This is a genomic window from Acidiferrobacterales bacterium (assembly GCA_028820695.1).
Classification (GTDB): Bacteria; Pseudomonadota; Gammaproteobacteria; order Arenicellales; family JAJDZL01; genus JAJDZL01.
Map to the genome: position 1 here is coordinate 54,128 of JAPPIB010000004.1, position 20,097 is coordinate 74,224.

Annotated in this window: 16 protein-coding genes; 2 read left to right on the forward strand and 14 right to left on the reverse strand. The window is 52.6% G+C overall.

Annotated features, from left to right (window positions below):
- Positions 1-3: 3 nt before the first annotated feature.
- From argC to OXI60_00715, 5 genes are all read right to left on the reverse strand, one after another.
- Positions 4-972, reverse strand: a complete 969-nt coding sequence (gene argC / locus OXI60_00695; GenBank protein ID MDE0308338.1) for an N-acetyl-gamma-glutamyl-phosphate reductase — start codon at positions 970-972, stop codon at positions 4-6.
- Entirely contained in the window at positions 969-2,069 is a 1,101-nt protein-coding gene (locus OXI60_00700; protein MDE0308339.1) for an ABC transporter ATP-binding protein, read from the reverse strand. Before OXI60_00700 ends, argC begins: the two co-directional genes overlap by 4 nt.
- Positions 2,070-2,073: 4 nt before the next feature.
- Positions 2,074-2,877: an ABC transporter permease gene (locus tag OXI60_00705; protein ID MDE0308340.1), complete on the reverse strand. Its 804-nt coding sequence runs from the start codon at positions 2,875-2,877 to the stop codon at positions 2,074-2,076.
- Positions 2,878-2,880: 3 nt separating this feature from the next.
- On the reverse strand, positions 2,881-3,783 hold the full coding sequence (locus OXI60_00710) for an ABC transporter permease (protein ID MDE0308341.1): 903 nt from the start codon (positions 3,781-3,783) through the stop codon (positions 2,881-2,883).
- A gap of 181 nt (positions 3,784-3,964) precedes the next feature.
- Positions 3,965-5,098: an extracellular solute-binding protein gene (locus OXI60_00715; protein MDE0308342.1), complete on the reverse strand. Its 1,134-nt coding sequence runs from the start codon at positions 5,096-5,098 to the stop codon at positions 3,965-3,967.
- A 250-nt stretch (positions 5,099-5,348) separates the two neighbouring features.
- Here OXI60_00715 and OXI60_00720 point away from each other — a divergent pair, with 250 nt between their 5' ends.
- Positions 5,349-5,693: a hypothetical protein gene (locus OXI60_00720; GenBank protein ID MDE0308343.1), complete on the forward strand. Its 345-nt coding sequence runs from the start codon at positions 5,349-5,351 to the stop codon at positions 5,691-5,693.
- A 255-nt stretch (positions 5,694-5,948) separates the two neighbouring features.
- Here OXI60_00720 and fdhF read toward each other — a convergent pair whose 3' ends face one another.
- From fdhF to OXI60_00750, 6 genes are all read right to left on the reverse strand, one after another.
- Entirely contained in the window at positions 5,949-8,711 is a 2,763-nt protein-coding gene (gene fdhF, locus OXI60_00725; protein ID MDE0308344.1) for a formate dehydrogenase subunit alpha, read from the reverse strand.
- A complete protein-coding gene (locus tag OXI60_00730; GenBank protein MDE0308345.1) occupies positions 8,696-10,399 on the reverse strand; it encodes an NAD(P)H-dependent oxidoreductase subunit E in 1,704 nt (567 codons plus the stop codon). Before OXI60_00730 ends, fdhF begins: the two co-directional genes overlap by 16 nt.
- Positions 10,400-10,541: 142 nt before the next feature.
- Positions 10,542-11,285, reverse strand: a complete 744-nt coding sequence (locus OXI60_00735) for a hypothetical protein (GenBank protein MDE0308346.1) — start codon at positions 11,283-11,285, stop codon at positions 10,542-10,544.
- Between the two features lie 12 nt (positions 11,286-11,297).
- Positions 11,298-13,427, reverse strand: a complete 2,130-nt coding sequence (locus OXI60_00740; protein MDE0308347.1) for an adenosylcobalamin-dependent ribonucleoside-diphosphate reductase — start codon at positions 13,425-13,427, stop codon at positions 11,298-11,300.
- A 291-nt stretch (positions 13,428-13,718) separates the two neighbouring features.
- Positions 13,719-15,842 (reverse strand): hypothetical protein, encoded by a 2,124-nt coding sequence (locus OXI60_00745; protein MDE0308348.1) that lies wholly within the window; start codon positions 15,840-15,842, stop codon positions 13,719-13,721.
- Between the two features lie 55 nt (positions 15,843-15,897).
- Positions 15,898-16,704, reverse strand: coding sequence for a CbbQ/NirQ/NorQ/GpvN family protein (locus OXI60_00750; GenBank protein MDE0308349.1), 807 nt, complete (start codon positions 16,702-16,704; stop codon positions 15,898-15,900).
- A gap of 518 nt (positions 16,705-17,222) precedes the next feature.
- On the opposite strand from OXI60_00750, the gene OXI60_00755 reads away from it, so the two are divergent.
- On the forward strand, positions 17,223-17,867 hold the full coding sequence (locus tag OXI60_00755; GenBank protein MDE0308350.1) for a CoA pyrophosphatase: 645 nt from the start codon (positions 17,223-17,225) through the stop codon (positions 17,865-17,867).
- Positions 17,868-17,894: 27 nt separating this feature from the next.
- Here the strand turns inward: OXI60_00755 and coaD are convergent, their stop codons facing one another.
- The 3 genes from coaD to rsmD all read right to left on the reverse strand — a co-directional run bounded on the left by coaD (position 17,895) and on the right by rsmD (position 19,937).
- The gene (gene coaD / locus OXI60_00760) at positions 17,895-18,401 is read right to left on the reverse strand and encodes a pantetheine-phosphate adenylyltransferase (GenBank protein MDE0308351.1); all 507 of its coding nucleotides are present in this window, start codon (positions 18,399-18,401) and stop codon (positions 17,895-17,897) included.
- Positions 18,402-18,576: 175 nt separating this feature from the next.
- Positions 18,577-18,969, reverse strand: coding sequence for a hypothetical protein (locus OXI60_00765; protein MDE0308352.1), 393 nt, complete (start codon positions 18,967-18,969; stop codon positions 18,577-18,579).
- Between the two features lie 314 nt (positions 18,970-19,283).
- The gene (gene rsmD / locus OXI60_00770) at positions 19,284-19,937 is read right to left on the reverse strand and encodes a 16S rRNA (guanine(966)-N(2))-methyltransferase RsmD (protein ID MDE0308353.1); all 654 of its coding nucleotides are present in this window, start codon (positions 19,935-19,937) and stop codon (positions 19,284-19,286) included.
- Positions 19,938-20,097 lie beyond the last annotated feature (160 nt).

A 20,097-nucleotide genomic window follows, 5' to 3' on the forward strand; every position in this document is an offset into this window, starting at 1 on the left:
ATATCAGGTTGCCAGCCCCGTATCCTCCTCGAAGCCAAACATCAGATTCATCGCTTGCACTGCGGCACCGCTTGCACCTTTGCCCAAATTGTCGAGAATCCCGGTCAGCAAGACGTGACCGGACGGATGGGCACTGACCGATAGATCAATCCGATTGGTATCGTTGCAGGCACGGGGGTCGAACTCAAATTCATCAACCGGATCAGTGTATAACGGCTTCAGATTGACAAACCGCTCGTTTCGGTATGCCTTCTCCAGCGTTTCCCAGACTTTCTCGGCACTTGAATCGGCACCGTCCAGCCAGGATCTGTGTAACGGAATCTCAACCCGCATGCCTTGCGCGAACGGCCCGACCCGCGGCAGAAATTGCGGCTCGACCCGTAGCCCCGAATACCTGATCATTTCAGGAATATGCTTGTGCACCCGCTCCAGCGCATAGGGTGCGGCGTATCGCATCGAATGCAAGGCGAACTGCTCAGATTCCCAGCGTTCGATCATTTTTCGCCCGCCACCGGTATACCCGGATAGGGCGTTGACGACGATCGGACAATCCGCAGACACGATCTCGCGATCAATCAAGGGCCGCATCAGCAATATCACTGATGTCGGATAGCAGCCAGGATTGGCAACCCGATCTGATTTTCTGATTCGCTGTCTGAACTCGTCCGATATTTCCGGCAACCCATAGACCCAGCCCTCGGTGACCCGATGTGCGGTACTTGCATCAATAATCTGTGTATTGCTGGCGGCCGCCCATTGCGCCGCCTGTCTCGCCGCATCGTCAGGCAGGCAAAGAATGCTCAGATCCGACTGATCGATCGCATTTTTTCGCGAGGCGGGGTTTTTTCTGTCGGCGTCTGGAAGCGAAATGACTTCGATATCGTCTCGGTCAGCCAAGATTTCATGGATCTTGAGCGCAGTGGTACCAGCCTGACCGTCAATGTAGACCGCGGGTGTCTTTGTTGAAGTCATTCGTAATCCGCGAGCATCACACAGCTATCGTCTGACCATGTCAGGAACACTTCGCGATCCGTGTCCCGAACATGCTCCAACGACCCCGATAGATTCTGAAGCGCTACCGAAACCGGGTCTTCGCGACCCTTGAGATAAATATAGAAATGGCTTCGATCGCCCAGATAGGCCGACGGACCCAATGTGCCCATCACGGAATTGACCGACTGCTTCACCGAATCAAATGAAAGCGCAAATTTTTCCGGTCGGATCGCCAGTGTAAAATCCTGATTGATCGCACAAACCGGCTCATTGCACTGAATTCGCACCGGACCCAGCTCTTCGGACTGACCGATTGCAACACCATCGGAGAAGTCATTCAGCGTACATCGAAAGAAATTCATCGTGCCGATAAAATCCGCCACGAACCGAGATTGCGGATTTTCGTACAGTTGTCCGGGCGAGGATATTTCCATCACATCACCCTGACTCATGACAGCAATCCTGTCCGACAACGTCAGTGCCTCTTCCTGATCGTGCGTGACAAACACAAACGTAATCCCAACATGCTGTTGCAGCTGACGCAACTCGATCTGCATCTGCTCTCTGAGCTTCTTGTCCAGCGCGCCGAGCGGTTCATCAAGCAAAAGAACCTTGGGTTGCTTGATCAGGGCTCTCGCCAGCGCAACACGCTGCCTTTGTCCACCGGACAGCTCATCGGCTTTGCGTTCGCCATACCCTGGCAGTTTGATGAGCTCAAGCATCCGCTCGATTTCCATTTCAAGGTCACGTTTCGACAATCCCGCCTTGCGCATGCCAAAAGCAATGTTTGACGATACGTTCAGGTGCGGAAAAATCGCATAGTTCTGAAACACCATGTTCACTGGGCGATGGTTGGGCGCAACCAAGGTCACGTCCTGTCCGTCAATCTCAATGGTCCCGGTGGTCGGCACCTCAAATCCTGCCAGAATCCGCAACAGTGTCGTCTTGCCGCAACCCGACGGTCCCAGCAGCGAAAAGAATTCGCCTTTGACGACGTCGAAGTTGGCGTTGTTCACCGCGCGGACACTGCCGAAGTCCTTGACAACATTCTTGATTGAAATAATTTTTTCTGTCATCGATCTACACTTTTGACTGCTTGTCGAGTTGTACGCCACCGCGTCGAATCACTTCCGCGAAAAGAATCACGATCGTGGATACGACAACAATAATGGCTCCGAGCGCCAGTACTGAAGGCAGTTTCTCCGGGAATCTGAGCTGGCTCCAGATATGCACCGGTAATGTTGCGTCTGTTCCGGACAAGAAGAATGCAAGGACAAACTCATCAAACGAGATAGTAAAGGTAAGCAGCAGGCTCGCTACCACACCCGGAAGAATCACGGGAAACGTGACTCTCCAGAATGTCCACCATGCGTTCTCACCCAAGTCCAGCGAAGCTTCCTCAAGGCTTTTATCAAGCCCCTCCATTCTGGATATCAGTACCAGCATGGAAAATGGAATACATAGCATGAGGTGGCCGATCGCTACAGTGACCAGGGACAGCTTGATCCCACCAATGCTGAAGGTCATCAACAATGCGATGCCCAGAATGATTTCAGGGATGACCAGCGGCACCATGATGAATCCAATCATCAGGCCACTTCGCCGCATCCGATAGCGAGTCACCGACTTCGCCGCGAATATTCCGAGTACGGTGCTGATGATCGATACCGAAAGCCCGACCCTGATACTATTGAAAAGTGCGGTCTGAAGTCCATGGCTGTCAGCCAGCTGACCGTACCATTTCAGCGTGAATCCGACCAGTGGAAACGTCACGTATTGCGAATCGTTGAACGAAAACAGTGGCAATACCGCTACCGGAAGATACAGAAACGTCAGATATATCATCGCATACACTGCGAGAGAGTTGATGCGTCTGGCTCGCACGGGCTAACCCACCTTCTTCTTGAATAATTGCGTCGCGCCGAGCAGCATGCAGACGACTGCGGTGACGGTAATCATGGAGATAATTGACAACGCAGCGCCCAACGGCCAGTTCAATGCCTTGCCGAACATGGATTGGATAATGTTCCCAATCATGATGCCTCTGGTTCCGCCAACCAAGGCGGGCGTCACGTAATCGCCTACCGTCGGGATGAATACCAGCAAGCTGGCAGCGATTACGCCAGGAAGTGAAAGCGGGAGTGTCACCCGGACAAAGGTTGCCAGAGCAGACTCTCCAAGATCCCGAGATGCCTCGATCAGCGATCGGTCGATCTTCTCCAACGAGACGTAGATCGGCAGTATTGCGACCGCGGCCCATGCATGCGCGAGTGTGATGACAACGGCAAAAGGGTTGTACAAAAGGAACTCAAGCGGTTCGGAGATGATGCCCAATGACATCAGACTGGAATTGATCACTCCGTTGTAGCCGAGAATCACTTTCCACGAGAATACTCTCAGAAGATAGCTGGTCCAAAAGGGTATCGTGACCAGAATTATCCATATCATCTTGTTCTTTTGGACATGAAACGCAATGAAATAGGCCAAAGGATAAGCCAATAAGACCGTCGCGAACATAACGAACGCTGAGATTCGGATTGAGCGATATAGGATCAGATAGTAGATTTTCTTCTCAAAAAAGTCCCCGTAGTTCTTCAGGGTAAAGGTCTGAATCAGGTCCACATATTCCTGTTTCCAGAAACTTAGTGTAAAAAGAATGATCAGGGGAAACAGAAGCCCCAGCAGGATCATCAGCAGAGTCGGGGAAAGAAGCGTGTAACCTCTGATCGACTCGCTTGTGCGAAATCCAAACCGTACCCGATCGACAAGTTTACGATCTGCCGAAATCATTGCCAAGGTAGTGGGTTGGTCAACTATGTAGCGGATGAAGCCAACGCTAGACTGTACAGCGCACAGTTTTTATCGTCTGAAAATCGGATACACTGAAATACTGAAATTCCGGAATCCACACGAAAGTGAATTCCGGAATTTGTACACCTATGTCAACTGAGTTTCAGAATTCGATCGGTCATTACAGACCTGCCTTGACCTCCTCAAACATGGCTTGCAGTACCGCTTCATTCTTGATCGGCACCTGGAAAATACCCGAGTTCAGCACTGCGTCGGCATCCCTGGAAAGTCCGCGTTGAGCCAAGTCGTCGTCGGTTACGAGATCAAACGCCTTTTGATTGGCATGTCCATAGCCCTCTTCCAGGATCTCGAACTGTCCGGAATCAGGTGACAGGAATGCATCAATCACGTCATAGGACTTTTCAAGTTTTTCCGGGTCGGCCGCGCTCATCAGGCAGAAGCCACAGACCCAGGTCATCGCGCCTTCCTTCGGTTGCATGTATTTGACATCGTAGCCTTGATTCTTCAGTGATGTGAATGCATCATTCCAAGCACTGGTGGCGACGAGTTCTCCCGCTGCCATTGAATTTTCGATGTCGGTCGGACTTGTCCAGTAATAACGCAGCAAAGGCAGCTGCTCACGCAGTAATTCCCGAGTTTTTTCGACCTCAGCGTCGGTCATGTCGAACGGGTTGGCTGCACCGCCATAAATCGCCGCGACCATGACACCATCAATCAAACTATCGGACATCGATAGGCGACCGGAATATCGCTCGTCCCACAAGATGCCCCAAGTTTCGTTCTCCAGATAGCTCGGATCAACCAGATCGGGACGATACATCACCGATGTCTGACCCCAATCCGCAGGTACGAAATAACGCTGGCCTTCGTGAACCATGCCTGGAATTTCTTTCAATGACGGAATCACATCGTCCCAGTGGCTGAGTCGGCTGGTGTCGATCGGTTGAAGAATTCCGGCATCGCGCCAGATCTCAACCTTGTAGGAGCACGGATGCGTTACATCGTACTGTGCACCCGCCTTGATCTTTGCAAACGCTTCCTCTTCATCCCCGAAAATCGCGAAATTCGGCAATTCACCATATTTGTCAAGATACTGCTGATGATGTTCCACCACATCCCAGCCTTCCCAGGTAAATACGTTCGGGTGATCATCTGCCGCGGCATGCGCAGCTCCAGGCATCAGTGGAATTGTTACTGCAACAGCACCCAGTGACGCCATATAGGCGTTGAACTGCCGTCGGGACATCTGTCCCGTCGCTCGCATTTCGATAATGTCGTCTTTCTTGTAATCCATGGTAGATTCTACTCCCAACTCAAAGTTTCCAATTCTATCAGTCAAAAACACTCAACTATTGTTTTCGTCGACGATGTATTAAGTTTATCGAAGTGATTTTATAAGAATTGCCAGATTGATTGGAATCTTTTGAACCGACTTCAATATTCCTCCGACTAATGCTTGCTTGACTGCAAGGCGCGCAGATCAATCGTTCCGGCCGGTCATGTCACTTGCGAACCAAAAATAGGGAGATCAATTCCCAAATCTCATGCAACAGGATAAACGCATAAAGTTTCTGAAATCGGAAACCGAAGATGATGAAATTCCGGTTAACTCACAATCAAAAGACGATTTTTTTAAGTTCGTAACAACAAATCGACGAATACGCATCGGTGATGTTGCAGTTACCGATGAAGGGAATCCAAGGGCGGTCTGGCGAGATGACAAGCAATCATTCTTAGGCTTGCAGTCCATGGGAGACAAGAATATTCAGTTTGCAATATTTAAGCGGAGAAGTAATTCACCCGTTTCCAGAGTCACGGGGCGCGGCACTTTCGAAGGAGTCTCGGAACAGGTAAAGGCGTTTCAATTGGATTCGTTGATTTACAAGTGAGTGTGAAATAAATTCCATTTGAACATAACCACTTTCGTGATGCCAGTTCCCGAATAATTCGACAACACAGCATTCCCGCCGGACTGCCAGATTGAATGCCCAATTATCGTGATTTCGATAGGGTGGATTTCATGAGTCGAAAACTGACTGAACCTTTATGAATTCACCTCATTGGGCACAGCGGACTGAGGATGAACAGTTCAGCGACTATGTATCAGTACGGCAGCACAAGCCCGTTGCCGCCCGCACCACAACTTACGTCATCGGCAACCTTTCGACTCTCGCCGCGCAGTACTTGTACTCCGGAATCTTGCCCATGGGATCAAGGGCTGGATTCGTCAGCATGTTTGCGGCTGCCTCAGCATAGCAGAAGGGAACAAAAACCATCCCGTCCGGTATGGCAAAATCCTGTCGGGTCCTCAGCGAGATCTTACCCCGTCGGGTCACGATACTGACCATTTCGCCAGGCTGGATACCAAGTTTCTGGAGTTGACTCGGTGAAAAACTCGCGACCGCCTCAGGCTCAATCTGATCAAGTACCTTGGCCCTTCGAGTCATGGCGCCGGTGTGCCAGTGCTCTAGTTGCCGACCGGTAGTCAGTATCATCGGGTAATCCTGATCCGGCTCCTCATCCGGTGGCACAATGCCTGCCGGTACAAGCTTTGCCCGTCCGCTGGCGGTCGGAAAACCTTCTCCAAACACAATCTCATTGCCGGGCTGATCAGGTGCATCGCAAGGATAGGTCACTGAACTCTCCGCATCAACTCTCTGCCATGTAATATTGTCAAGTGATGGCATGACACTGGCCATTTCTGCAAAGACCTCGGCCGGTCCTGAATAATTCCAGTCAAGACCCAGTCGAATCGCGAGTTCCTGAATGATCCACCAGTCCTGTCTGGTATCACCTGGCAGCTTCAGTGCCGCACGACCCATCTGAACCTGGCGATTGGTGTTGGTTACCGTCCCGTGCTTTTCCGGCCATGCAGATGCCGGCAGAATCACATCGGCGTGAAACGCGGTCTCGGTCAAGAACAAATCCTGCACAACCAGATGGTCAAGTCTTGCCAACGCTTGTCTGGCATGGTGAACGTCGGGGTCCGACATGGCCGGATTTTCTCCCATCACATACATCCCGCGAATCTGACCGGCGTGAACCGCATCCATGATTTCCACTACGGTCAGACCTTTTTCAGGGTCCAGTGAAGTGCCCCATTCATCTTCGAAACGCGAACGGATGTTTTCAGAATCCACCGCCTGGTAGTCCGGGAATACCATGGGAATCAATCCGGCATCGGACGCTCCCTGCACATTGTTCTGCCCTCGCAGCGGATGCAATCCGGTGCCAGGGCGACCCACCTGCCCGGTAATCGCCGCCAGTGCGATCAGACACCTGGCATTGTCAGTGCCATGGGTATGCTGCGATATCCCCATTCCCCAAAAAATGATGGAGCGGTCCGCAGTTGCGTATTTTCGGGCAACCAGACGCAATGTGTCCGCGTCAATGCCGCATATCCTGGACATTTCCTCCGGAGAGAAATGCTCGACATGACGTCGGATGTTTTCAAACCCTTCTGTAAATTGCTTGACGTATTCGTGATCATAGATATCTTCCTGGATGATCACATGAAGCATGGCATTCAGCAATGCAACATCAGTTCCAGGATTGAACTGCAACATGTGCGTGGCGTGACGGCCAAGGGCTGTGCCTCGCGGGTCCATCACGATCAGCTCCTTGCCGTTGTTTTTTGCCTGCTTGAAAAATGTTGCGGCAACCGGGTGGTTTTCCGTTGGATTGGCACCGATGACAACAATGACATCCGAGTCCTTGCATGCGGTAAATGGCGCGGTCACCGCACCAGAACCGATACCTTCCAGCAGGGCCGCCACGCTGGAGGCATGACACAGTCTCGTACAGTGGTCAACGTTATTGGTGCCGAATCCAGCCCGAACCAGTTTCTGAACCAGGTAAGCCTCCTCGTTCGAGCCCTTGGCGGAACCAAATCCCGCCAGACCTTCCGAACCGGATTGTTCAAGAATTTCCCTGAATCCCGCAGCCGCGTAATCGAGCGCCTCTTCCCACTCCACTTCCCGGAAGTGGGACGCGGGATCAGTCGGATCAATTTGAAGGTCCGCATCCTTGCCGACATCATCGCGACGTATCAACGGCTTGGTCAATCGGTGTGGATGACTGACATAGTCAAATCCAAACCGCCCTTTCACACAGAGCCGATTGTTGTTGGCAGGTCCATCGCGGCCGTTGACCGCGACAATCCTGTCGTCACTGATCTGATACTTGATCTGACACCCGACACCACAATAGGGGCACACACTGTCAACCTCATCGACTTGCAGATTCAGGTTTACACCCTTGGCGTCAACCAAGGACTCCTCCATCAGGGCTCCGGTCGGGCACGCCTGCACACACTCACCGCAGGCAACACAGGTACTGTCGCCCATCGGATCGTCAAAATCGAATACGATCTTCGACTGACTGCCGCGATGGGCCATGCCGATCACGTCGTTGACCTGGACTTCCCTGCAGGCACGGACACATAAATTGCAATGAATACATGCGTCCAGATAGACCCGCATCGCGGGGTGACTCGGATCTGGTGCCGGTGATTTCCTTGACGGCATTCGATCAGTCTGCGGCTTCACCTGATCGGTCCATTGCCAGAACCTGGAGTGGGCATCATGCGCCTTGTCCCGAGCCGGCTGATCGGCCTCGAGCATTTCAAATACCATTTTTCGGGCAAATACAGCCCGATCGCTGCCGGTATGAACCTTCATTCCCTCAGCCGGCTTGCGTATGCAGGATGCTGCCAAAACCCGCTCACCCTCGATCTCGACCATGCAGGCGCGGCAGTTGCCATCCGCCCGATAACCCGACTCAGTGGAAAAGCAAAGATGTGGCAAAGCGTTGTGCTCGCGGTTGGCGATCTGCCAGATTGTCTCGTCAGGACCGGCGCTGACCTGCTTTCCGTCAAGCTCAAAACTGATGTTCAATTCGCTGTGCATGCCTCGTCTTCCTGAAAGAATCTCATCACCGAAAACAGCGGATTCGCCGCAGCCTGGCCGAGACCGCATATCGAGGCGTCCATCATTGCATTTCCGATGTCCGTAAGCAAAGCCTCATCCCACTGACCCTTTTCCATCAGCTTGACTGCCTTTTCGGTGCCAACACGACAAGGGGTGCACTGACCACAACTCTCATCTTCGAAAAACCGCATAAGATTCAACGCCGCGTCCTTCGTGCTATCCTGGTCGCTGAGTATCACGACTGCGTGAGACCCCACAAAGCAACCGTATTGCTCCAATTGTCCAAAGTCAAGTGGAAGGTCAGCCATGCTTGCCGGCAGAATGCCGCCTGAAGCGCCGCCGGGCAGATAGGCCCTGAATTCGTGCCCCGGTGCCATGCCGCCGCTGAACTCCTCGATCAACTCCCGTGCCGTAACTCCCGCCGGGGCAACCTTGACCCCGGGTTCATTGACGCGACCGGAAACCGAATAACTCCGAAGACCCTTGCCGCCATTGCGACCGTGTGAGGCAAACCAGTCTGATCCCTTCTCTACAATATCGCGAATCCAGTACAGAGTCTCAACATTCTGTACCAATGTCGGCCGGTCAAAGATTCCTTTCTCCGCGACATACGGCGGGCGGTGGCGCGGCAATCCTCGCTTGCCTTCGATTGATTCAATCATTGAGGATTCCTCGCCGCAGATATAGGCACCGGCCCCTCGACGAAGCTCAACGTCTGTATTCCCATACAATCCCGCTTCCTGAACCCGTGCGAGTTCCTTCAACAGAATCTCCCGGGCAGCCGGGTATTCGTCGCGTAAGTAGATATAGACAGTTTCCGCCTCCACCACCCACGCCGCGATCAGCATGCCCTCAACAAATCGATGCGGTTCATTTTCGAGATAATAACGATCCTTGAATGTACCGGGCTCACCTTCATCCGCGTTCACTGCCATGAGCCGCGGTCCCTCGTAGCCGCGAACTATCTTCCACTTCAGACCTGTCGGAAATCCGGCCCCACCCATGCCACGCAAGGGAGATTCCTGAAGCAGTGCGACCATTTCTTCCCGTGTTCTCTTTCCGGAGTGACAACTTTCCAACAGCCTGTAGCCACCCTCAAATTGATAGGCATCCAGATCCTGATAGGATGGGATTGCTGGACTGGTCTCACGGGCTGAAACTGCGCTGGCAACCAAATTAACGGTCGCATGATCGATATGGTTGTGCCCCACTTCCACAGTCGGTGCCGTATCGCATCGCCCCATGCATGGCGCCCTGAGAATCCTGACTCTCGGTCCCAGCTCCTCTTGCAGGTTCGCAAGCAATTGCTGCGCACCGAACATCTCACAGGTCAGACTGTCACATACTCGAACTGTGATCGGCGGGGGTGGATTCTCGTCTTCTGCGATGATCGAAAAATGAGCATAGAACGTCGCCGTCTCATAGACTTCCGCAAGAGACAGGCGCATGATTTGCGCAAGCGCAACAAGATTGTCGGAGTGAATGCCGCCATAGTGGTCCTGCAACGCATGAAGATATTCCACCAGCAGATCACGACGAATGGGCGAGTGTCCGATGATGTCCCTGACCTCCGCCAAAATCTCGGGAGACACCTGCCTGCCTTTGGGCACGCTGCGGTGTCGGGCCTTGCCTCTGCCCGGATGTCTGGGGCGAACTAATTCTGACACTTCCTTTGCCTTCAGTCTTAATCTAGTCAACAGTGATAAACCGACAGTCCGACACAGGCCGCACCTGACGGTCAGATCACTCGACTATTTTATATGAACAGGTTGGAGGGGTACGCGAAACGCAAGAATCGATGGGGAGAGATCACGAACACTTCGAATCACCGCAGTTCAGGCAAGTCATACAACCGTCCAGATAGACGACTGCACGAATGTTGCAGGCATGGCAAAGCACAGCACCTTCCGGGAGGCCGTCATCTGCCGCATCACCGGAGGACAGTTTGGTGCGGGCTTCGAATTCCTGGCGCTTTTCTTGAAGAATCTTTTGTGTATGTTCCGGGAGCGCTTCATCCTGAATCATCCCGATCCGTTTCATATGCGTTTCGATTATGGATCCGATTTCGGCGACAAGTGACGGGATGTATTTGCCGCCCCTTTGAAAATACCCGCCTCTTGGGTCAAATACCGCCTGCATCTCCTCGACCAGGAAAGCGCTGTCGCCCCCCTTTCGGAACACGGCGGAAATGATCCGAGTGAGCGCAACGGTCCACTGAAAGTTATCCATGTTCTTGGAATTCAGGAAGATCTCGTACGGGCGTTTCCTTTCGTATGGAGTGCCGGCATTGACGATCATGTCGTTGATCGTCACATACAATGCATGCTCTGAGTAAGGCGTCTTGATCTTGTAAGTACTGCCCTTGAGCATCTCCGGACGCTCGATGCGTTCATGCATTTCAATGATATTGGACGTTTCCTCCGGCAGATCCCGGATAAGATCGCCATCAGTCAGGGAACTGTTGCTTTCGGCGGGCGAAAAAAGCGAGTTGGACGAATCTGTCTTGTTCGTCACCCGATAGTTGACAATGGGCTTGCTGATCTTGGTAGCCATGTCATCTCACCTTCAGAATTTACCGTAATAGCCCTCTTTCAGGGCATCGAAGAGATTTGCCGCCGTATGCACCTCACCATCATACTCGACCTCTTCATTTCCTTTCAATTGGACGGTGCTGCCGTCCTCAAGCTCGAATTCGTATGTGGTCTCCTCGAGATCCTTGTCCCTGACCAGAACGCCCTGAAACGCCTCGGGATTGAAGCGAAACGTGGTACAGCCTTTCAAACCGCTCTCGTAGGCGGTCATATAAATATCCTTGAACTCCTCAAACGGATAATCAGTCGGCACGTTCGCTGTTTTGGAGATGGAAGAATCCACCCATTTCTGTGCCGCAGCCTGAACCGCGATGTGTTCATTCGGGGTGACATCGTCCGACTTGACAAAGTAATCGGGCAGGGAGGATGAATCATCCGCTGTCGCATCGGGATCGACCAATTCCCGATATGCAAGCAACTCGTAGGAGTATACCTTGACATTCTCTTTTGACTTCTTGCCTTCCCGAATCACGTTACGGGTGTATTCGTGTGCGAACGACGGCTCGATACCGTTACTGACATTGTTTCCGAGTGACAGACTGATGGTGCCTGTCGGCGCGATTGAACTGTGATGCGTGAAGCGCGCACCGATATCGGCAATCTGATCGGTCAGCTCGTCAGGCAGTTTCTGCATGTATCTGCTGTACTTCGCCAGCAGCACCGACCCTTTCACAGTCTGTCCGACACTGATTCCATCGTCAGCCATTTCCGGTCGACTCGCCATCATTTTCGGGGTGACGGTAAACATTTCCTGGAATATCGGTGCGGGTCCTTTCTCGGTTGCCAGTTTCACACCGGTCGTCCAACCGGTCATCGCCATTTCCTTCGCCACCTGATCGGTGAACACCAGTGATTCCGGGGAACCGTACTTTAGTTTCATCATGGCCAGGGTGGACCCCAGCCCAAGAAAGCCCATGCCGTGGCGGCGCTTTCTGAGTATTTCTTCCACTTGGGACTTCAGCGGCAGACCGTGAACCTCCACAACGTTGTCCAGCATTCGGGTAAAAATGGCAACCACCTCACGGTATCGTTCCCAATCGAAACTGACATCGTCGGTAAACGGATTGCTGACGAACTTGGTCAGGTTGACTGACCCGAGCAGACAGGCGCCATATGGCGGCAGGGGCTGTTCGCCGCAGGGATTGGTGGCCCTGATGTCCTCACAGAACCAGTTATTGTTCATCTCATTGACCCGGTCAATCAGGATGAAGCCGGGTTCGGCATAGTTGTATGTGAGTTCCATGATTGAGTCCCACAGTCGCCGCGCCTCGATTTTTGAGTAGACGCGCAGGGCAACCCTGCCAAATTCATCTATGACATAGGAACTGTTTTCGGCATCAGTTGGCCAGTGATTCCAGATGATCTCATAGTCACCGCTGTCGTGCTCCTGTCGGGTGGCGGGGAATACCAGATTCCACATGTCATCTGCGGCCACAGCCTTGACGAAATCGTCGGTGATCAGGCAGGACAAATTGAATTGGCGAAGACAACCGTCTTTTGTCTTGGCCCTTATGAACTCCATGATGTCGGGGTGCGATACGTCAAATACACCCATCTGCGCGCCGCGGCGCCCGCCAGCCGATGAGACTGTAAAACACATCGCGTCAAAGATGTCCATAAAGGAAAGCGGACCGGAGGTATACGCACCAGCACCGCTGACAAAAGCGCCTTTGGGTCTCAGGGTGGAGAATTCGTAGCCGATCCCGCAACCGGACTTCAGGGTGAGGCCCGCTTCATAGACCGAATGCAGTATGCCTTTCATCGAATCGGTAATCGTATTCGATACTGTACAGTTGATGGTACTGGTGGCTGGTTTGTGTCTCTGTGCCCCAGCATTGGAGACAATGCGTCCTGCTGGTATCGCACCGTTCTGAAGCGCCCAGACGAAATCATCAAACCATCTTTTTCGAACCGGGCGCGCCTCCACTGCAGCCAGTGCCTTTGCGACTCGCACATAGGTATCCTCGATTGTCTGGTCAATAACTTCGCCGGATTTGGCTTTCAGGCGGTATTTCCGATCCCAGGTATCAAGCGAGGCGGCCTGGAAATCGATGGTTTGGGGAGGTTCGGGTATGAGTTGCAGGTTATTTTGCACAACGGCCATATATATTTATTATGTTCCTGTCGCAAATTGGAAAATCTGCGCACTTCAAGATCTCTATTTGGGTGTTATGTTGTTATTATGGACTTCGCTGAGTTGACCGGACTGGCGTTCAGCCGAAGTCTGGAAAAATTATATTTTATCTTTCGGTTGCTGATGCGATTGTTTTTGGATCATTTTGATTGACACTGCCTTTTCCAACCACCATGAATCCGCTATTCGTTCAACCGGTATAATTCTGATAATGTTGCCATATCAAATATATAAGTGAATATTTTTGCGCTCACACAAGCTTCAGGTCGTCAGTCTCCGGTATATGTCGGATACCTTCAGAGGCAGGCCTCGAACATCGCTGACCACGGTGTAGTTGACGTGCCCGTACATGTGTCCAAGGTAGTCATGAGCCTGGGAGTCAATCGTAATGCAAAACGGATGGACTCCGGCATGTCTTGCCTCCATCAGGGCCTGTCGCGTGTCCTCGATTCCGTAATCTCCGCGGTAGCCGTCGTAGTCGTCCGGCTTGCCGTCTGAGATCGTAATCAGCACCCGCGTCCTGGCGTCCACCTCGATCAGCTTCCGGGTCAGGTGGCGGATAATCACGCCCATGCGCGTGTAGTCCTGAGGCCTGATTCCCGCAATCCGTGCCCTGACCTTGCTGTCGTAGGGATCCTCGAACGTCTTGATGCGATAAAGTTCACAACGCTTGCGCGTCATTCCCGAAAACCCATATATCGCGTATCGATCCCCCAGCGTCTGAAGCGCTTCACTCAGCAGAACCAGGCTTTCGCGTTCGGCATCGTTGATCCAGCCTTTGGTCGAACCACTGAGGTCGACCATGAATACCACCGCCAGATTTCGCTCAAGGCGACCTGACTTGACAAACAGTCGATCGGTCAATTCATTGCCTTTGTGAATATCGGGATAATTTTCAACAATGGCATCAATATCGAGATCGTCACCGTTGGACTGCCGACGAAGCATCTTGTTGTCACCCCGCAGGGCTTCAAACGACTTTCGGATCTCTCGCACCAGGTGGGAGTGCTTGGCCAGTATGTCATCGACTGTTTTCTCACTGGCGGGATGCATTTCCAACTCTCTCAATCCGCACCAGTTTTTTCGATAATGCCGGCGTCGATAATCCCATTCGTCATAATAGATCACGTCCTGTGTGCTGTTGTCGATTTCCTCAGCCAGCTCGTCTTCAGCCTGCAAGTCCTTGCGGTACCGGCTGTCGCTCGCGGGCACGAGATACTCCTGTGGGACTTCCCCGAAATCCTGGATGATGCTCTTCGCAGTCTGAGCCATAGCCTCGGGCGGAATGACCGGTTGCCCGTCCAGCGTCAGGGTCATGTCCACCCCGCCTGAGTCGTCTTTTTCGGTCACCAGGGTCACGTTAGCCTGTCCCCGCTGCGGCTCACCATCATCAGGTCGTGCCAGGCTCTCAGCCAGCATCGCCAGATCTGAACGGAACTTCTCCTTCTCCCGGTCAACGCGCTTTCGTGTTGTCAGCCGTACCTTTTCCAGATCGACAATGCCCTGATAGCAGGCAGTTGCGGGTAAATCGATGTTTCGGTGGTAGAGTTCACTGACGACTCGAATCGAGTCCATGACATCTGAGTCCGGTCGGCCGATCGCTGCAAGCAGATCAGATCGCTCTTGCAGTTCAGGGTTGCATTGTGCCGAGGAGCTCAACTCAGACATCTGACGCACCAGGCCTGGCAACTCGGACCGCAGACAGTTCAGCAGCCTCAGGTGCTCGACCGACTCGAATATGCGCAACGCCCGGGCAGGGTCCGGAAACTTCGCGATCGCGGCGCAGATCAGGGGCACACCGGTAGCCGGATCCACCTGAAACGTCCCGTAGCGCGTCTGTGCCAGCAAAAATGCCCCGGTTGCCTTGTATAGCCGAAAATTCAGTTGCTCCGAGTCGAATCGCTTGAATGTGTCGGGCAGATAGAGCGTTTCGGTGTCAGTCCAGGCTTGTGCGTCGCTTTGGATATCCAGGTCACGCCCGCAGACACCCTTTACGTATTTGTTCAGAACTCCAACGACATCCTCAAGGGAAACAGCGTATTTTTTCTGACTCAATCTGTCAGCGAAGGCATCGACCTCTCTCAGTGATGCGCTGCCGGGATACAATCCCTGTCGATCGTAGACATCCATGGCCTCGATGATCCAGTTTGTCACACCGTCCGTATCCATCATGCCGAACGCATCGCTGACATGATCCACAAACTGATAGGCCATCTCAGAGTTGGATTTGGAAATCACACTCGCCCAATGCAGTGCGAACTCCTGTTGCTCCCGGTCAAGGCCGGCGAGTTTTCGGGCAGGTCCGGTGACGGTACGCCGAGATGACAGCACGGCACCCAGCAGTTCGTTCAGCGTCTCCTCGATCTGAATCAATCTCAGAGGCATGTTCATACGAAGCAGGCCGGTGCCCTGCGGGGGTCGGGGACCGGCACGAGAAATCTCAAAACAGTGATGACGCCATTTCTTGTATGGCAGTCAGGATCTCAGGATCATCGGTGAGGGTTTGAGTGATCGAGGCGTTACAGGCATCGAGCGGAGCGATACCGAACACGATCAGTTTTGCGGCATGCACGAGCAGACGTGTACTAGCCCCCTCTTCCAGTCCGCTGCCCTTGAGATTGCGGGTCATGGATCCGAATCGTACCAGCTTGGCAGCGGTGTCCTCATCCACCTTGGCTTCAACCATCAGGATCGACTGCTCCAATGGCGCTTGCGGATAGTCAAACTCCAAGGAAAGGAAACGCTGACGGGTACTTTGCTTGAGGTCTTTAAGAACACTCTGATAACCCGGGTTGTAGGAGATGGTGAGATTGAATGATTCCGGCGCATGCAGCAGCTCACCTGTCTTCTCGACCGGCAGTACGCGCCGGTTGTCAGCCAGTGGATGGATCACGACAGTCGTGTCTTTGCGCGCTTCGACGATTTCATCCAGATAGCAGATGCCGCCGACCCGAACTGCCCGCGCCAGCGGCCCGTCAACCCACTGCGTCTCTCCGCCCACGATCAGATAACGGCCAACCAGATCAGATGCTGTCAGATCATCGTGACACGCAACTGTCACCAGGGGAAGATTCAGCTTCCATGCCATGTATTCCATAAATCGGGTTTTTCCGCAGCCGGTCGGACCTTTCAGGAGCACCGGAATGGCGTTGCGGTGGGCGCTTTCAAACAATTCGATCTCGGACCCCTGAGGCGCATAATAGGGTTCGACCCGAATCGAGTAATCTTCAGTTTCAATCCTATACATCAGCCATTGTGTCCATATAGCGTTTTCGACAATGCCAACTGTCTGGTCCGGTTTGCAGCTTGGCGGCAGATCCGCGAGACCAGCCCACTCGTACAGTGCCGGAGTTGGAACAAGGAAATCTCACAATGACGTGCAGTGACCATCCACAACGACGTCGCAGTTCACTTATCGTCGGCCTATGTTGTTGCTCGCGTTGAACATCAACGCCATATACCGGTCCCGATGATGCAACTTTCACTGCAATCGAAAGATTCATCAACACGAAGCGACCGACTCATGACATTGTCCGTCAATTATGTTCTTTTATGACATGACCTGCAACACCGGCGCGGCCGACCGCAAGCCCATACAATCGGATTCGTCCCGAATCGGTGTGTCTTTCATCGCACCTTGGCGCCGCGATCGTCGGAACCCCGTACGTCGACCGGAACCAAAGTCAGTCAACTGTGTCCTTTTGTCGCGTAAAATCAGGGTTTTCCGAAAAACTCTGGCGATATCCAGGCTCCTTGAATTCACAAATGCTGTCAGATCAAGTCATTTCACTCGATGGATCGCTCAAGGATCGGATCCGGGACAGGCTTTCGGCTTTCAGCACCGAATCGGTTGATGCGCAAGGACTCAAGCGTGCGGCAGTCGCCCTCACGATCGTGAACGTGGAAGCATCCGATGAGGCGGCGTTCTTGCTGACCCGCAGATCGAAACATCTCAACCGTCATGGCGGGCAGTACGCCCTGCCAGGTGGCAGGCTTGATGATGGTGAGTCTGCCATTGAGGCGGCATTGCGCGAGCTGCACGAGGAAATAGGCATCCTGATTTGCGAAACGGACGTGCTCGGCATTCTGGACGACTATCGTACCCGCTCCGGTTTCGTCATCACGCCGGTTGTGGTCTGGGCCGGATCGAATACGACCATTGTTCCTGACCCCGGTGAGGTCGCCAAGGTCTTCAGGATTCCGCTGACTGATTTGCTGTCGCCGCGGATTCCCGTACTGGACAGTTCAGGGGATAAGGGCAGATCGGTCCTGTCGACCCCGATCGCAACTTTGGGCCATCAGGTATTCGCACCGACTGCCGCTTTCATATTCCAGTTCCGGGAAGTTGTCCTGTTTGACCGCCCGACTCGCGTCGGGCAGTTCGATCAGCCGAAATTTGCCTGGAAATAACGACCGCGGCGATTGCGCAGCGGCCGGTCAGGTGCTGTCGGACTGTAGTTTTTCGGTCAGCGCGCGGTTCACTGTGGGATGCACAAACTGTGAGACATCGCCGCCAAGCTGTGCGATTTCCTTGACCAGAGAGGCGGCGACAAATGCGTAGTCTTCGGCAGGTGCGAAGAAAAGCGTCTCGATGTTGCGGTCGAGTTGCCGGTTCATCCACGACAACTGAAACTCGTACTCAAAATCCGACACCGCCCTCAGACCTCGAATCACTATTTTGGAGTTGACCTGCTTGGCAAGGTCGATCAGCAATCCCTTGAATCCGATCACCTCAATTCCACCCACGTGACCGGTCGTCGCTTCAATCAGATTGATTCTTTCCTGCAAGGTAAAGAGGGTTTTCTTGTCCTTGCTGTCCGCAACCGCCACAATCAACTCATCGAACAGACCGACCGCACGTTCCATGAGGTCGATATGCCCTTTGGTTACAGGGTCGAAACTGCCGGGATAAATGGCGCGGGTGACGCGTTGCGAATTACCCATGTCGTTTAATGGATTCGTGATACTCAAACAAAAACACTATCGCGAATTAAACCACACGCGACGATTCAAATCAGATAAAACGTCAAATCAGATAAAACGGAAATTATACAGTTGCTACACCAACCGCTGAATCGGTGCAAAAAATTGAATGAGCGTTTCGCGGGGTGTGTTCAAGCTACGACTTCTCACTATTATTTGGCGCTACAGCGCTTACTGCAAATCCAACCATTTTGTCCATCATTTGAACAATTTCTTCCAAACCAAGCCTTTTCGCAATAACCGCTGATTCCTGTGTCTCGTCACTCTCTATTTTTTTTCGTTTTTCATATTCAGCGAAGATGTCACTATTGGGGATAGTCATGCCTCTGACCTCCGGTTCATCGTTGTTTGCCCAAGCGCCTTGTTCCCGATGAGTGATGGCAACAAGATGCGAACCAGATAAATCAGATAACGCATTAGATGTTAATTCCAGTGTCTGCGTTTCAGATTGATTGGATTCCAACTCAACTGCGCTTCGAAATATGTTTTGTACTGGGTTATCGCCGAATATTTTTGCTTTGCGGTACAAGACAGGGTGAACTGGACTCAAAGTCGTCTATGCTAAGTTTAGGTGTAACGCGTCTGATTTTCAATTCCAAAAGTTCGGATTTTGTCAGTCTGTTATGTGGGATTGAATATCTTTCCAATACTTCTCCGAATTTTAGAAAACTGTACGGCTTATTTTGCTTAAACCCACTGTATTCCCTCAATTTTTAACTGTTCTAATTCGCTGCGTCCTGATGCCGCAGATTTCGGTATCAATGTCGCGGTTGCAGTGGATTCGGATAAGATTCCATGAAACTCAGCATGATTTCAGCAGCAAGCTGACAATAAATTTTTTGGTCACATCGTACCGGCATGGAGTTCCGGTCCGGGTTCAGCCATGAGCAACTGATGCGCCCGGAATCCGGCATCCAGACGACGATACGCGATCCAACCGGGTGGTCTGACGTCCGCAACCGCAGATTTCTCAGTCTCAACATAAATCATGGCATGACTGGCAAGACGGTGTGATGAGACAAGCAACCTGGTCGTCGGCGCTGCCAAACCCTGGCGAAATGGCGGATCGACAAATACCACATCAAACTGTTGGTCGGTCCGCTCGATGAACCTGGCGGCATCACTGCATTTGATATCGAATGAATCGGCGTTCAGGCGGGCGGCCGTCCGTTCCAGTTGGCGAGTGCATCGTCTGCTTGAGTCTACAAAAACCACATGCGCAGCCCCTCTCGACAGAGCCTCGAACCCCAATGCACCGGAGCCGGCGAAAAGATCAAGGCAGCACGCCCCTTCAATGCGCGTCTGCAACCAGTTGAACAGGGTCTCGCGCGCCGAGTCGGTCGTGGGCCTCACATCGGATTTCAGATCGAATCGGATTTCCCGATGTCGCCACTTTCCCCCGATAATCCTGAGTTTACCTTGCAAATTGACTCTACCCGTGGCGGTTATGACGAAGGTGCGGGAATCTGCTGTGTACAAATTGTCCGATTGCCGCATCCGGCACTCGGGCTCAATATTCCCAAAATTCTATAAGTTGCGTCAGACAATAATAATATGGTAAATTGAAAAACATCGAGTTTGAACATTACTGTCAACCAGTGCAGTTGATTAGCATAAATCAAGCATGGGTTGATGCAGCGCGGTCATTTCGTTCGAC

Bases quoted from the DNA above. Each gene is read 5' to 3' on its own strand.
- argC (MDE0308338.1), bottom strand. From the start codon at position 972: ATGACTTCAACAAAGACACCCGCGGTCTACATTGACGGTCAGGCTGGT.
- OXI60_00700 (MDE0308339.1), bottom strand. From the start codon at position 2,069: ATGACAGAAAAAATTATTTCAATCAAGAATGTTGTCAAGGACTTCGGC.
- OXI60_00710 (MDE0308341.1), bottom strand. From the start codon at position 3,783: ATGATTTCGGCAGATCGTAAACTTGTCGATCGGGTACGGTTTGGATTT.
- OXI60_00715 (MDE0308342.1), bottom strand. From the start codon at position 5,098: ATGGATTACAAGAAAGACGACATTATCGAAATGCGAGCGACGGGACAG.
- OXI60_00720 (MDE0308343.1), top strand. From the start codon at position 5,349: ATGCAACAGGATAAACGCATAAAGTTTCTGAAATCGGAAACCGAAGAT.
- fdhF (MDE0308344.1), bottom strand. From the start codon at position 8,711: ATGCACAGCGAATTGAACATCAGTTTTGAGCTTGACGGAAAGCAGGTC.
- OXI60_00735 (MDE0308346.1), bottom strand. From the start codon at position 11,285: ATGGCTACCAAGATCAGCAAGCCCATTGTCAACTATCGGGTGACGAAC.
- OXI60_00740 (MDE0308347.1), bottom strand. From the start codon at position 13,427: ATGGCCGTTGTGCAAAATAACCTGCAACTCATACCCGAACCTCCCCAA.
- OXI60_00745 (MDE0308348.1), bottom strand. From the start codon at position 15,842: ATGCCTCTGAGATTGATTCAGATCGAGGAGACGCTGAACGAACTGCTG.
- OXI60_00750 (MDE0308349.1), bottom strand. From the start codon at position 16,704: ATGTATAGGATTGAAACTGAAGATTACTCGATTCGGGTCGAACCCTAT.
- OXI60_00755 (MDE0308350.1), top strand. From the start codon at position 17,223: ATGCTGTCAGATCAAGTCATTTCACTCGATGGATCGCTCAAGGATCGG.
- coaD (MDE0308351.1), bottom strand. From the start codon at position 18,401: ATGGGTAATTCGCAACGCGTCACCCGCGCCATTTATCCCGGCAGTTTC.
- rsmD (MDE0308353.1), bottom strand. From the start codon at position 19,937: ATGCGGCAATCGGACAATTTGTACACAGCAGATTCCCGCACCTTCGTC.